Origin of the sequence: Streptomyces sp. NPDC014733, assembly GCF_043083385.1 — a bacterium.
In the GTDB taxonomy this organism is placed as follows: domain Bacteria; phylum Actinomycetota; class Actinomycetes; order Streptomycetales; family Streptomycetaceae; genus Streptomyces.
In genome coordinates, this window is sequence record NZ_JBIBYO010000012.1 from 210,930 (window position 1) to 224,391 (window position 13,462).

13 protein-coding genes, 1 pseudogene and 1 riboswitch are annotated in these 13,462 nt (G+C 73.8%); of the genes and pseudogenes, 8 read left to right on the forward strand and 6 right to left on the reverse strand.

Going from position 1 to position 13,462, the window contains the following annotated elements; translation table 11 throughout:
- Window positions 1–52 precede the first annotated feature (52 nt).
- Window positions 53–1,324 (forward strand): MFS transporter, encoded by a 1,272-nt coding sequence (locus ACF1BH_RS24740; RefSeq protein ID WP_391645680.1) that lies wholly within the window; start codon window positions 53–55, stop codon window positions 1,322–1,324.
- On the opposite strand, the gene ACF1BH_RS24745 is transcribed toward ACF1BH_RS24740, so the two are convergent.
- From ACF1BH_RS24745 to bioB, 4 genes are all read right to left on the reverse strand, one after another.
- Window positions 1,290–2,081, reverse strand: coding sequence for a class I SAM-dependent methyltransferase (locus ACF1BH_RS24745; RefSeq protein WP_391645682.1), 792 nt, complete (start codon window positions 2,079–2,081; stop codon window positions 1,290–1,292). The two genes, ACF1BH_RS24740 and ACF1BH_RS24745, sit on opposite strands and share 35 nt — an antisense overlap.
- A gap of 84 nt (window positions 2,082–2,165) precedes the next feature.
- Window positions 2,166–2,867, reverse strand: a complete 702-nt coding sequence (gene bioD / locus ACF1BH_RS24750) for a dethiobiotin synthase (protein ID WP_391645684.1) — start codon at window positions 2,865–2,867, stop codon at window positions 2,166–2,168.
- A gap of 81 nt (window positions 2,868–2,948) precedes the next feature.
- Window positions 2,949–4,253 (reverse strand): adenosylmethionine--8-amino-7-oxononanoate transaminase, encoded by a 1,305-nt coding sequence (locus ACF1BH_RS24755; RefSeq protein ID WP_391645686.1) that lies wholly within the window; start codon window positions 4,251–4,253, stop codon window positions 2,949–2,951.
- Window positions 4,246–5,439 (reverse strand): biotin synthase BioB, encoded by a 1,194-nt coding sequence (gene bioB, locus ACF1BH_RS24760; protein WP_391645688.1) that lies wholly within the window; start codon window positions 5,437–5,439, stop codon window positions 4,246–4,248. Before bioB ends, ACF1BH_RS24755 begins: the two co-directional genes overlap by 8 nt.
- Window positions 5,440–5,639: 200 nt before the next feature.
- Between bioB and ACF1BH_RS24765 the strand changes: the two genes are divergently transcribed.
- Together ACF1BH_RS24765 and ACF1BH_RS24770 are read left to right on the forward strand one after the other, a co-directional pair.
- Window positions 5,640–6,845, forward strand: a complete 1,206-nt coding sequence (locus tag ACF1BH_RS24765) for an 8-amino-7-oxononanoate synthase (protein WP_391645690.1) — start codon at window positions 5,640–5,642, stop codon at window positions 6,843–6,845.
- 274 nt (window positions 6,846–7,119) lie between these two features.
- Window positions 7,120–7,548: an ATP-binding protein gene (locus ACF1BH_RS24770; RefSeq protein WP_391645692.1), complete on the forward strand. Its 429-nt coding sequence runs from the start codon at window positions 7,120–7,122 to the stop codon at window positions 7,546–7,548.
- Between the two features lie 16 nt (window positions 7,549–7,564).
- On the opposite strand, the gene ACF1BH_RS24775 is transcribed toward ACF1BH_RS24770, so the two are convergent.
- Window positions 7,565–8,029 (reverse strand): C40 family peptidase, encoded by a 465-nt coding sequence (locus ACF1BH_RS24775; RefSeq protein ID WP_391645694.1) that lies wholly within the window; start codon window positions 8,027–8,029, stop codon window positions 7,565–7,567.
- Between the two features lie 4 nt (window positions 8,030–8,033).
- A riboswitch (cyclic di-AMP (ydaO/yuaA leader) is annotated at window positions 8,034–8,211 on the reverse strand.
- 455 nt (window positions 8,212–8,666) lie between these two features.
- Window positions 8,667–9,608 (reverse strand): M28 family metallopeptidase, encoded by a 942-nt coding sequence (locus tag ACF1BH_RS24780; RefSeq protein ID WP_391645696.1) that lies wholly within the window; start codon window positions 9,606–9,608, stop codon window positions 8,667–8,669.
- A gap of 524 nt (window positions 9,609–10,132) precedes the next feature.
- Between ACF1BH_RS24780 and ACF1BH_RS24785 the strand changes: the two genes are divergently transcribed.
- From ACF1BH_RS24785 to ACF1BH_RS24805, 5 genes and pseudogenes are all read left to right on the forward strand, one after another.
- On the forward strand, window positions 10,133–10,435 hold the full coding sequence (locus tag ACF1BH_RS24785) for an urease subunit gamma (protein ID WP_391645698.1): 303 nt from the start codon (window positions 10,133–10,135) through the stop codon (window positions 10,433–10,435).
- Window positions 10,436–10,452: 17 nt separating this feature from the next.
- Window positions 10,453–10,764: an urease subunit beta gene (locus tag ACF1BH_RS24790; protein WP_030281360.1), complete on the forward strand. Its 312-nt coding sequence runs from the start codon at window positions 10,453–10,455 to the stop codon at window positions 10,762–10,764.
- On the forward strand, window positions 10,757–12,478 hold the full coding sequence (locus tag ACF1BH_RS24795) for an urease subunit alpha (protein ID WP_391645700.1): 1,722 nt from the start codon (window positions 10,757–10,759) through the stop codon (window positions 12,476–12,478). The genes ACF1BH_RS24790 and ACF1BH_RS24795 overlap by 8 nt, the downstream gene beginning before the upstream one ends.
- A gap of 51 nt (window positions 12,479–12,529) precedes the next feature.
- Window positions 12,530–13,204 (forward strand): urease accessory protein UreF, encoded by a 675-nt coding sequence (locus tag ACF1BH_RS24800; protein WP_391645702.1) that lies wholly within the window; start codon window positions 12,530–12,532, stop codon window positions 13,202–13,204.
- Window positions 13,205–13,280: 76 nt separating this feature from the next.
- Window positions 13,281–13,462: pseudogene (locus ACF1BH_RS24805) on the forward strand (urease accessory protein UreG); the annotation flags it as partial.

The window sequence follows — 13,462 nt, forward strand, 5'->3', positions numbered from 1 at the left end:
GACCCCGAGGTCAGCAGGTCGTCCCCGCTCCGTACGCAGCACTGAAGGACGCATGCCCCAGCACCCCGCGCCGTCGGCCCCCACGCCCCCCTCCGAGACGACGGCCGCGGATCCCGCGGCGCCCGACGCCGCCGCGGACCGGTACGCCCGCAAGGCCGTCGTCGCCTCCGCCGTCGGTTACGGCCTCGAAGGCTTCGACCTCCTCATCCTCAGCTTCGCGCTCTCGGCCGTCACCGCCGGACTGCATCTGACGTCCACCCAGGCCGGATCGCTGACCACCCTCACCCTCATCGGCTGCGTCGCCGGCGGCCTCCTCTTCGGGATGCTCTCCGACCGCCTCGGCCGGATCCGGGTGCTGTCCTGGTCGATCGTCCTCTTCGCCGTCTTCACCGGCGCCACCGCCCTCGCCCAGGACTTCCCGCAGCTCGCCGCCTTCCGCTTCCTCGCCGGGATGGGCATCGGCGGCGAGTTCGGCATCGGCATGGCGCTCGCCGCCGAGGCGTTCCCCCGCCGCAAACGCGCCCGCGGCACCTCCTACGTCGGCCTCGGCTGGCAGGCGGGCGTCCTCGCCGCCGCCCTCGTCTCCGCGCCCGTCATCAACGCCTGGGGCTGGCGTGCGCTCTTCGCCCTCGGCGTGGTGCCCGCCCTCGCCGCGTTCCTCTTCCGCCGCACGATGCGGGAGCCGGCCGCCTTCACCGCCTCCGCCGCACGCGCCCGCCCGGCCACGGCACCGCTGCGCAGCCTCGTCGACACGCCCGCCGCGCGCCGCGCCACCCTCGGCGTCCTCGTCCTGACGTCCGTCCAGAACTTCGGCTACTACGGCCTGATGACCTGGCTGCCCAGCTACCTCTCCCAGCAGTTCGGCTACAGCCTCACCAAGTCCGGCGCCTGGACCGCCGTCACCGTCCTCGGCATGGCCTGCGGCATCCTCGCCTTCGGCCATCTCGCCGACCGCATCGGCCGCCGCCCCACCTTCTGGATCTTCCAGGCGGGCGCGGTGGTGACCGTCCTCGCCTACGCCACCCTCACCACCCCCGTCGCGCTGCTCATCGGCGGCGCCGTGATGGGCACGTTCGTCAACGGGATGACCGGCGGCTACGGCGCGCTCATCGCCGAGCTGTACCCGACACACGCCCGCGCCACCGCACAGAACGTGCTGTTCAACCTCGGCCGCGGCGTCGGCGGCTTCGCCCCGCTCGTCGTCGCGCTGGTCGCCGGGAGCTTCGGCTTCCAGAAGGCGATCGGCCTGCTCGCGGTCCTCTACGTCCTGGACATGGCCGCGATGTTCCTCATCCCCGAACGCAAGGGCGCGGCCCTGGACTGACCCCCGCCACGGTGATGATCTCGGGGCTCGCCGGGCCGAACGCCGCACGGTCCCAGTCGCCGTACCGTTCCTCGACGGCGAGCCCCGCACCGGCCAGAAAGCCGTCCAGCGCCGCCGCGGACAGGAAGCGCAGGGTGCTGTCGCCCTGTACGGGACGCGGCAGACCGGGCCCGGAGAGCGTGGTGGTGAAGCGGACCGACCGGCCGTCCACGGGCCGGTGCACCCGGTGCGCGATCCGGGCCCGCGCACCGTCCGGGCCGGTCACCTCCACCGCGTGCGCGGGGGTCCACCGCTCCCACGCCCGCGCCGCCGGATTCCGCGTCTCGAACGCGAATCGGCCGCCGGGGGCCAGCGCACGGCGGACGACGGTGAGCGCGGCCCGCAGCTCCGCGTCCTCGCACAGCACCTGGAAGGCGTGGCCGGTCATCACGACGAGGTCGAACTCCGGCGCCGCGCCGATGCCGCCCAGCTCCGCCGGATCGGTGGTGGCGCCCAGCCCGGCCGCGATCCAGTCGATGCCGTCGGGGCCGCCCGCGCGCGCCCGGGCCAGCATCGCCGGATCCGGGTCGAGCCCGCAGAGCCGCCCGCGGTGGCCGCGCTCCCGGGCGCGGTGCAGCAAGGTGCCGGTGCCGCAGCCGACGTCGAGGACGGCGCCGGCCCGCATCACCAGCCCGAGGAAGAAGTCGTCACAGGCGCCCCAGGGGTTGCAGGCGTCGTACCAGTGCGCCAGGAGCGCGGCGTCGGTGGGACCTGTCATGCCCGTCAGTCTGCCGGGGGCGGGGCGGCCGGGGGAGCGGTTCCCGGGTGGCCGGGAATCCGCTCCGTCCGCCGCCCGCCCCGCTCACCCCGGCAGCCGGAACGCCCCCGAACCGCCGAGCGCGGGGGCCAGCCACCCCGGGGCCGCGGAGCGGAACGCGCCCGGGGGCAGGCTGCCGGCGCCCTCCGGGACCAGGCCGAGCAGCGGGGCGTCGGCCGCCTCGGGCAGGTCGGCGAGGTTGCAGCGGGAGGCCAGATCCGGTTCGGCGGGCCAGCTGCCGATCACCACGCCCGCGCAGCGCAGACCGTGGGTGCGCAGCGCCAGCGCGGTCAGCGCGGTCGCGTTGAGCGTGCCGAGCCCCGCCTCCGTCACCATCAGCACCGGCGCGTCCGCCCGCCGCGCCGCGTCCGCCAGCGTGTGGCCGTGCGCGTCGAACCGCACCAGCAGCCCGCCCGCGCCCTCCACCAGCACCAGATCGTGCGAGGCCGCCAGCTTCTCCGCGGCGTCGGCGACCTCCTGCGGCCCGACCGGCACCCGGCCCGCCCGCGCGGCCGCCGTCGCCGGCGCCAACGGCTCGGGGAACCGTGCCAGTTCCTCCGTCGTCACCGCCCCGGCCAGCCGCGCCACCTCCGCCGCGTCGCCCGGCTCGTCCGGTCCGACGCCGGTCTGCGCGGGCTTGAGCACGGCCACCGAACGGCCGTCCGCGAGCGCCGCCGCGGCGAGCGCCGCCGTCGTCACGGTCTTGCCGATCCCGGTGCCGGTACCCGTCACGAACAGCACCGTCATGGTGTCTCCTTCAGCTGTGTCGTACAGAGAAACCCCGGGAAGCCCGGGGAGCGGGCCGGGCGTCCCCGGACGCCCGGCCGGTCAGCCCTCCCGGGCGGCCGCGCACACCGCGGCGCAGATCCGGGCCACGTCGTCGTCGCCGGTGACATACGGCGGCATGGTGTAGACGAGGTCCCGGAACGGGCGCAGCCACACGCCCTCGCGGACCGCCGCCGCGGTCGCCGCGGCCATGTCCACCTCGTGATCGAGCTGGACGACACCGATCGCGCCCAGCACCCGGACGTCCTGCACCCCGGGCAGCTCCCGGGCAGCCGCGAGGCCCGTCCGCAGCCCGGTCCCGATGCGGTGTACCTCGCCCGCCCAGTCCTGCGAGAGCAGCAGATCGACGCTGGCGCCCGCGACCGCGGTGGCCAGCGGGTTGCCCATGAACGTCGGGCCGTGCGCCAGCACCGGCACCTCACCGCGCGAGATGCCCGCCGCCACCTCCGCCGTGCACAGCGTCGCCGCCAGCGTCAGATAACCGCCGGTCAGCGCCTTGCCCAGACACATCACATCCGGGGCGACCCCGGCGTGCCCGGCGGCGAACAGCGCGCCCGTCCGGCCGAAGCCGGTGGCGATCTCGTCGAAGATCAGCAGCACGCCGTGGGCGTCGCACGCCTCGCGCAGCACCCGCAGATAGCCGGGGGAGTGGAACACCATCCCGCCCGCACCCTGCACCACCGGCTCCACGATCACCGCGGCCAACTCGTCGGCGTGCCGGGCGATCAGCTCCCGCAGCCGCGCCGCGTACGCCTCGTCGACCGGTGCGTCGAAGCCCGGCGGCGGCGCGTCCGCGAAGATCTGCCGCGGCAGGACGCCCTGCCACAGCTCGTGCATCCCGCCCTCGGGGTCGCACACCGACATCGGGTGCCAGGTGTCGCCGTGGTAGCCACCGCGCCAGGTCAGCAGCCGCTGCTTACGCGGGCGGCCCACCGAGCGCCAGTACTGCAGACACATCTTGGCGGCGACCTCGACCGCCACCGAACCGGAGTCGGCGAGGAAGACATGACGCAGCGGCTCCGGCGTGATCGCGACCAGCCGCTCGGCCAGCCGCACGGCGGGTTCGTGGGTGAGCCCGCCGAACATCACATGGCTCATCCGCCCCAGCTGCTCGCGCGCGGCCTCGTCCAGCACCGGGTGGCGGTAGCCGTGCACCGCCGACCACCACGACGCCATCCCGTCGACCAACTCCCGGTGCCCGCCCGCCGGTTCGGCGAGGCGCAGCCGCACCCCGGCCGCCTCCTCGACGATCAGCGGCTCGGCGCGCCCGGGCATCGGACCGTACGGATGCCAGACGTGCCGCCGGTCGAGCGCGAGCAGATCGGCCGGGGAGAGCGGTTCAGGCATTGGGCGGCAGCTCCGTGCCCGCACCGCGGCGGCGCACCGCCACCAGACCGCGCCGCACCTCGTCGGAGGGGGAACCGTCCGGCGAGGCGGCCGCGTCGGCCTGGCCGGGGACCTCGGCGGCACCGTGGCAGCCGCCCGCCTCCGCGTCGCCGCAGCCGCCGTCACCGCAGGCCCCACCCGGGACGCGGTGCTCGGGCAGCGTGGTGGTGCCGGTGCCCTCCACCTCGAAACCGGCGTCCGCGATCATCGCGAGATCGTCCTTGCCGGCCTGGCCCTCACTGGTCAGGTAGTCGCCCAGGAAGAGGGAGTTGACGAGGTGCAGCGCCAGCGGCTGCATGCTCCGCAGATGCACCTCGCGCCCGCCGGCCAGCCGCACCTCGACATCCGGGCAGACGAACCGGGTCATCGCCAGGATCCGCAGCGCCCGCTGCGGGGTGAGGTTCCACTCCTTCGCCAGCGGCGTCCCTTCGAACGGGATCAGGAAGTTCACCGGCACCGAGTCCGGGTCCAGCTCCCGCAGCGCGAACACCACGTCGACCAGGTCCGCGTCGCTCTCGCCCATCCCGGCGATCAGCCCGGAGCACGCCGACATCCCGGCCGCCTGCGCCTGCCTGACCGTCTCCACCCGGTCCCCGAAGTCATGGGTGGTGCAGATGTCGCCGTACGTCGCCTCGGAGGTGTTGAGGTTGTGGTTGTAGGCGTCCGCCCCGGCCTCCCGCAGCCGCCCGGCCTGGCCGTCCGTCAGCAGCCCGAGGCAGGCGCACACCTCGACGCCCTCGTTCTGCTCCTTGATGGCGGAGATGGTCTCCGACACCCGGTCGACGTCCCGGTCGGTCGGCCCGCGGCCGCTGGCCACCAGGCACACCCGCTTGGCGCCCCCGGCCACCCCGGCGGCCGCCGCCCGCGACGCCTCTTCCGGCTTCAGCCAGGTGTACTTGAGGATCTCCGCCTTCGACCCGAGCCGCTGCGAACAGTACGAGCAGTCCTCGGGGCAGAGCCCGGACTTGAGGTTGACGAGGTAGTTGAGCTTCACCCGCCGGCCGAACCACTTGCGGCGCACCTTCCCGGCCGCGGCCACGACGTCGAGCAGGTCGTCATCGGACGTCGCCAGTACGGCGAGCGCCTCTTCACGGGTCGGCAGCTCGCGCCGCAGACCCTTCTCCACCAACGTGTTCAGCAGCTCCATGGCGATGATCCTGACGTACGCCGGTGCCCCTGGCCAAGGAGGATTCCCACAACGCGCCCGGATCGGGGTGTGTGTATCACCACACCCTGAGGCGGTGGAACGACCACTAACGTCTATCGGCAGTCCACAATCGCCAACGACCCCGCCCGTGACGCCGACGGCCCTCGCGGGCGGGGCCGCAAGGGAAGCGAAGGAAGCCGATGCCAGCGGATCCCGCCCTGCCGCCGCCCCGTGACGCCCCCCGCGCCGACGAGGCCCCGCCGGATCCCGGCGCGGCGTTCGACTGGCTCGACGAGGCCCACCGGCAACGGCTGCACGCCGGACTGCACCGCACCCTGCGCCCCCGCTCCGCCCAGTGCGAACTGCTGGACCTGGCGAGCAACGACTATCTCGGACTCGCCCGCCACCCGCTGGTCACCCGCGCCGCCGCCCAGGCCGCGCACCGCTGGGGCGCCGGCGCCACCGGCTCCCGGCTGGTCACCGGCACCACCGAACTCCACGCCACGCTGGAGGCCGAACTCGCCGCGTTCTGCGGCTTCGAGGCGGCCCTGGTCCTCTCCTCCGGGTACGCCGCCAACCTCGCCGCCGTCACCGCCCTCACCGGCACCGGCGCCCTCGTCGTCTCCGACGCGCAGAACCACGCCTCCCTCATCGACGGCTGCCGCCTCTCCCGCGCCCGTAAGGCCGTCGTCGCCCACGCCGACCCAGCCGCCGTGGACGCCGCGCTCGCCGCGCACGGCGGCCCGGCGCTCACCGTCACCGACGCGGTGTTCTCCGTCGACGGCGACGCCGCCCCGCTGCCCGCCCTCGCCGCCGCCTGCCGCCGCCACCGCGCGGGCCTCCTCGTCGACGACGCCCACGGGCTCGGGGTGCTCGGTGACGGCGGGCGCGGCGCCGTGGCCGCCGCCGGGCTCGCCGGGGCCCCGGACACCGTCGCCACCGTGACGCTGTCGAAGTCGCTCGGCTCCCAGGGCGGCGCGGTCCTCGGTCCGGCACGGGTCATCGAGCATCTGGTCAACACCGCGCGGACGTTCATCTTCGACACCGGGCTCGCCCCGGCGGCGGTGGGCGCCGCGCTCGCCGCGCTGCGGCTGCTGCGCCGCGAACCGGAGCGCGCGGCCCGCACCCGCGAGGTCGCCGCCGCGCTGCACCGGCGGCTGACCGCCGCCGGGCTGGCAGCGGTCCGGCCGGACGCCGCCGTCGTCGCGGTCCGCGCGCCGTCGCCGGACGCCGCCGTCCGCTGGGCGGCCGACTGCCGCGCCGCCGGAGTGCTGGTCGGCTGCTTCCGCCCGCCGTCCGTCCCCGACGGCGTCTCCAGGGTCCGGCTGACGGCCCGCGCCGACCTGACGGACACCCAGCTGCGGGCGGCGGTGCGCACCCTGGCGGAGACCGCGCCGCGCGGCTGACCCGCCGGGCGACTGACCCGCCGGGCGGCGCGTGCGCCGGAGCCGCCGTTAGCCGCCGGGTGGCCGTCGCGGGGCCGCGACCCGCTCCCGTACGGGAGGATTCACCGCTTTGGGCGAGAGATATGGGCATTTCGTGGTGGATGACGGGGCGTACCGGCAGCATGGACCGCCGGTCCGCACCCCGGCGTGCGCGGCCGACCCGGTGACCGAGCGGCGTCCCGCCTCCCGCCCGTGCGCCGGATCCGACCCCGGTGGGAAGAAGGACGGCACCGCGATGGCAGATCACCAGGAATCCACCCTGACCCTCCCCGGCGCACCGGAGTCGGTCGCGGCCGCGCGCAGGCACGTTTCCGCGGTGCTCGGCGCCTGGGGCCTGGACCGGGCCGCGCCGCTCACCGACGCGGTCCGGCTGATCGTCTCCGAACTGGCCACCAACGCCGTCCGGCACACCGGTGGCACCTCCCCGTACTTCACCCTCGCCCTGCGGCTCGATCGCGACGAGACGCTGACCGCGGGGGTCACGGACCGCGACCCCCGGCCGCCCCGGCGGCTCGCCGCCGATCTGTGCCGGGACGGCGGCCGCGGGCTGCTCATCGTCGGCCTGCTGGCCGCAGAGTCCGGGGGAGAGGTGACGACGGTGGCGGAGCCGGGCGGCGGCAAGACCGTCCGGGTCCGGCTGCCGTGGCCGCCCGCCGGGGTGTGACGGGCGGCCGCGCCGCTCAGCCGACCCGGCCGTACGACACCGCGCCGGTCCAGATCTTCTCCAGCCGGACGACGGTGCCGGTGCGCGGCGCATGCCAGATGCGGCTGTGACCGGCGTAGATCCCGACGTGGTAGACGCCCCCGCTGCCGTGGAAGAAGACCAGGTCACCTGCCTTGCGGGTGGAGGCGCGGATGTGCCGGGTGCGGTTGTACTGCGCGGCGGCGGTGCGGGGCAGACTCCGTCCGGCGCGCTTGAAGGCGTACTGCGTCAGCCCCGAGCAGTCGAAGCGGTGCGGCCCCCGGGCGCCGTACTGGTAGGGCGCGCCCTTCTTGGACGCGGCGATCCGTACCGCGGTGGCGGAGACGGAGGTGGCGTCGGCACCCGGGGGCAGCGCGACGGTCGCGCCGACGGTCGCGAGTGTGAGAGCGGAGATGGTTCCGGCCCGGGCGACCGCGGCCGGCAGATGCATGCGCACAGTCATGCGCAAACCCTTCGTCAGCCGCCTGCGAAGGAAGACCTGTCGGGTTCGGGCAGGCGAAGGTGCCCGGCCATGCGTACGGCTTCACCCCAAGGGACCCGTCGGCGCAGGGCGTGCGCCCTGGTGCCGTGGTCCCGTCGTGCTCGGGTCCTCCGCTCCTGCCGGTGCGTCCGCGTCGACCTGACATCCGGGACGGCGGCAGGATTCGGCGTCCGCCCGGACCGCCCCGCCGCTGCGGCGGGGGCTTGTCGTCCAGGGGATCGTCACGCATCGGGCGGCCGGATTCCGCGCTGAAATGACGAAGTGTGACATTCGTCACAAATGCGTCAAATGGTGCTTTCGGGGCGTGGTGTGGCGGTCGCCGTATCCGCCCGCGCGCTCCGGACCAGCGGAAAAGCGCACGCACGCGGTGCGCTCCGCACCGGGGTTCCGCAACGCGACGCCCCCGCGACCGCCCGGAACCGGCTGGTCCGTGCGGGCGAGCCCGGTCGGGCGAGGGGCGTCGGGCGCGACCGCCTCCGGGGCGAAGCGCACGGCGGCCGGCCGCCGCCGGGACATGCCGCGGCCCGGCCGCCGGGAAGGGCGACCGGGCCGGGGCCGGCCGGGTGGGGCCGGCCGGTGACGCGCGGGGCGCGGAAGGTCAGGAGCTCAGCTCCCAGATCGCGTGGGCGATGGCGTCGGTGTGGTTGTCCAGTGCGGTGTCGTCGATGTTCTTCGTGGTGTCGCAGGCCTCGTGGTAGCAGGCGTCGAACGCCTTGCCCGCCTCGCCGCCCCACGCCTTGGCCTGGGCGTCGGTCTTGATGTAGTCGGCGCCGGAGAACAGCCCGCCGACCGGGACCCCGGCGTCCTTGAACGGCGCGTGGTCGGAGCGGCCGTCGCCCTCGGTCTCCTTCTCGGTGGCGATGTTCTTGGTGGCGAACCAGTCCTTGAACACCTTCTCCAGCCGCGCGTCGTCGTCGTAGACGAAGTAGCCGGGGTTGGGGGAGCCGATCATGTCGAAGTTCAGGTACGAGTCGATCTTCGCGGTGTCGGCGCCGAGCGAGTCGACGTAGTGGGAGGAGCCGATCATGCCGTCCTCCTCGTCGCCCCACCAGCCGAAGCGCAGGTGCTTGGTGGGCTTGAGGTCCGCCTTGGCGACCGCGAGCGCGACCTCCAGGATCCCGGCCGAGCCGGAGCCGTCGTCGTTGATGCCGGGGCCGGCGGGGACGGAGTCGAGGTGGGCGCCGGACATCACGGTCTTGCTCTCGTCGCCGCCGGGCCAGTCGGCGATGAGGTTGTACCCCTTCTCGCCGCCGCTGGTGAACTCCTGGACCTTCGTGGTGAACCCGGCGGAGTCCAGCTTGCCCTTCACGTAGTCGAGCGACTGCTGGTATCCGGCGGTGCCGTGGGCGCGGGTGCCGTTGTTGGCGTCGGCTATGGACTGGAACTTGGCGAGGTCGGCCTTGACGTCGGCCACCGGGATGTCGGGGGCGGCGGTCGGTGCGGTCGCCTGGGCGCTGGCCGCGACGCCGAGCAGTCCGACGACGGCGGCGCAGGCGCCGGTGGCGAGGGTGAGGCGACGGGTACGGGCGGTGCGAGTCACGGTGTGGCTCCGATACTGGTGTGGGGGGTGGTGCGGAGCGTTTGACGCGCACATGAGGATCGTGAGCGATCTCCGCCCCGTCAAGGGCGGATACCGGACAGTGGTGTTCGTCGAGCGGTGCCGGGTCCGGATTGCCCGGAGCATCCAATTCGCCGCGCCCGGGACGGGGTGTCCGTTCGGTCCGGCGGGCGTTCCGGTGTGTGGAATTCGCCACCGCATTCCGGCCGTCGGGAATTCCTGCGGCGGGAAATCCGGAAGGGGAAATCGGTCGCCACTCGGTAACTCCCGGTAAGGGAAGTGCCCGCACTCCAGCGCTGAGAAGGGTTCCGCAGGTGGCCGGACATGTAACGCCACGGAAATGGGCCCGAACTGGGCTCTGCGGGATGGGGTGTTGATGACCTCTTGCGGAGGCACGGTTTGCTTTCCCTTTAGTCGCTGTGTGATACATCTACCCATGCGGGCGTGTCCACGCCTGTGACCTGGGCGAACGCATACCCGGGCAGGAAGTCTGTGAGGTGGAACGTATGCAACTGACCCCGCATGAGCAGGAACGCCTGATGATTCATGTGGCAGCCGACGTGGCCGAAAAGCGACGGGCACGGGGGCTGAAGCTCAACCACCCGGAATCCATAGCGTTGCTGACCGCCCACATCCTCGAAGGGGCTCGCGACGGCCGTACGGTCGCCGAGCTGATGTCCTCCGGGCGCCAGGTGCTCACCCGCGACGACGTCATGGACGGCGTCCCGGAAATGATTCACGACGTGCAGGTCGAGGCCACCTTCCCCGACGGCACCAAGCTCGTCACCGTTCACGAACCCATCAACTGACCGCGGGAGAGCAGAACATGATCCCGGGACAGATCCTCTACGCCGACGAGCCGGTCCGCCTCAACGAAGGCCGCCCCCTCACGCGCATGACCGTCCTCAACTCCGCCGACCGCCCCGTGCAGGTCGGCTCCCACTACCACTTCGCCGAGGCCAACCCGGGCCTGGCGTTCGACCGTGCGGCCGCGCACGGCCTGCGGCTCAATGTCGCCGCGGGCTCCGCCGTGCGCTTCGAGCCCGGCATTCCCACCGAGGTCGAGCTGGTCCCCCTCGCGGGCAAGCGGATCGTCGCCGGGCTGCGCGGTGAGACCGGAGGCACTCTCGATGGCTGAGCTTTCCCGCCAGGACTACGCCGACCTGTTCGGCCCGACGACCGGCGACCGGATACGTCTCGCCGACACCGACCTGGTCATCGAGATCGAGGAGGACCGCAGCGGCGGTCCCGGACGCGCCGGTGACGAGGCCGTCTTCGGCGGCGGCAAGGTCATCCGCGAGTCGATGGGCCAGTCCCGCGTCACCCGCGCCGAGGGCGCCCCCGACACCGTCATCACCGGCGTCGTCGTCCTCGACCACTGGGGCATCGTCAAGGCGGACGTCGGCATCCGCGACGGCCGGATCACCGCGCTGGGCAAGGCGGGCAACCCCGAGACGATGGACGGGGTCCACCCCGACCTCGTCATCGGCCCCGAGACCGAGATCATCGCCGGCAACGGCAAGATCCTCACCGCCGGCGCCATCGACACCCACGTCCACTTCATCTGCCCCCAACAGGTGGACGAGGCCCTCGCCTCCGGCGTGACCACCCTCGTCGGCGGCGGCACCGGCCCCGCCGAGGGCAGCAAGGCCACCACCATCACCCCCGGCGCCTGGCACATCTCCCGGCTCCTGGAGTCGATGGACCACCTCCCCGTCAACATCGGTCTGCTGGGCAAGGGCAACACCATGTCCGCCGACTCGATGCGCGACCAGCTGCGCGCCGGGGTCCTCGGCTTCAAGATCCACGAGGACTGGGGCGCCACCCCCGCCGTCCTCGACGCCTGCCTGAACATCTGCGAGGAGAGCGGCGCCCAGCTCGCGATCCACACCGACACCCTCAACGAGGCCGGATTCCTCGGCGACACCATCGCGGCCATCGCCGGGCGCTCCATCCACGCCTTCCACGTCGAGGGCGCGGGCGGCGGTCACGCCCCCGACATGATCGCCATGGTCTCCGAGCCGAACGTGCTGCCCGCGTCGACCAACCCGACCCGGCCGCACACCGTCAACACCGTCGAGGAACACCTCGACATGCTGATGGTCTGCCACCACCTCAACCCGGCGGTCCCCGAGGACCTCGCGTTCGCCGAGTCCCGCATCCGGCCCTCGACCATCGCCGCCGAGGACATCCTGCACGACCTCGGCGCCATCTCGATCATGTCGTCGGACGCCCAGGCCATGGGCCGCATCGGCGAGGTCGTGATGCGCACCTGGCAGACCGCGCACGTGATGAAGAAGCGCCGCGGCCTGCTCACCGGCGACACCGTCGCCGACAACACCCGGGCCCGCCGCTACGTCGCGAAGTACACCATCAACCCGGCCGCGGCCCAGGGCATCGACCACGTCATCGGCTCCGTCGAGGACGGCAAGCTCGCCGACCTGGTGCTGTGGGACCCGGCGTTCTTCGGCGTCAAGCCGCTCCTCGTCATCAAGGGCGGCCAGATCGCCTACGCGCAGGTCGGCGACGCCAACGCCTCCATCCCCACCCCGCAGCCGATCCTGCCGCGCCCCATGTTCGGCGCCATCGGCAAGGCCCCGGGCAGCAACTCCGTCAACTTCGTCTCCGCGCAGGCGGTCGAGGACGGCATCGCCGAACGGCTCCCGCTCGCCAAGGCGTACGAGCCGATCCGCAGCACCCGGTCCGTCACCAAGGCGTCGATGCGCAACAACGACGCCCTGCCGCGGGTCCACGTGGAACCGGACACCTTCACGGTGACCATCGACGACGAGGTGGTCGAGCCCGCCCCCGCCGCCGAACTCCCCATGGCCCAGCGCTACTTCCTCTTCTGACGTGGCGCAGATGACCTCATCCACGCACGGCACGCACCCCGGAGGCCCGCGATGAACCGTGCCGCCCTCATGGTGCTGGCAGACGGCCGGTTCCCCGCCGGAGGGCATGCGCACTCCGGCGGGGCGGAGGCCGCGGTGGCGGCCGGCCGCATCACGGACGCCGCCTCCCTGGAGGCGTTCTGCCGCGGCCGGTTGCACACCGCGGGTCTGGTCGCGGCGGGGCTCGCCGCGGCCGCCGCGGCCGGCGGCGACCCGCTGGCTCTCGACGACGCGGCCGACGCCCGTACTCCGGTGCCGGCGCTGCGGACCGCGGCCCGTCGGTTGGGCCGTCAGATGATGCGGGCGGCCCGGGCGGCCTGGCCGTCGGCGGAGCTGGACGCGTTGGCGGTGGCGCGGCCGCGCGGCGCCCACCAGCCGGTGGTGCTGGGTCTGGCGGCCCGGGCGGCCGGGCTGACGCCGCAGGATGCCGCCTATGCGGTGGCGTACGAGAACGTCAGTGGTCCGGCGACGGCGGTGGTCCGGCTGCTGAGCCTGGACCCCTTCGACGCCACCGCCGTACTCGCCCGCCTCGCCGGCGACCTCGACCGTCTCGCGGCCGACGCCGCGGCTGCCGGGGCCCGCTTCCCGGCGGAGGGGCCGCAGGTTCTGCCGGCCGCGTCGGCGCCGTTGCTCGACATCACCGCCGAGCAGCACGCCGCCTGGCCGGTCCGCCTCTTCGCCTCCTGATACACCGCCGCCGGGAGCTCCCCGCTCCCGGCGGCCCACCGGCGCCCCGCGCGCCCGCACGACCTTTGGAGTCCGTATGCACCTCGACCACGAACTCGACGAGATCTTCCCGCACCGCCACAGCTACAGCGCCGCGGCGCCCACCCGCCCCGACGGCACCCGCCGTGCGCTGCGCATCGGTCTGGGCGGTCCGGTCGGTACCGGCAAGACCGCCACCGTCGCGGCCCTGTGCCGTGCGCTGCGTGATGAGCTGTCCCT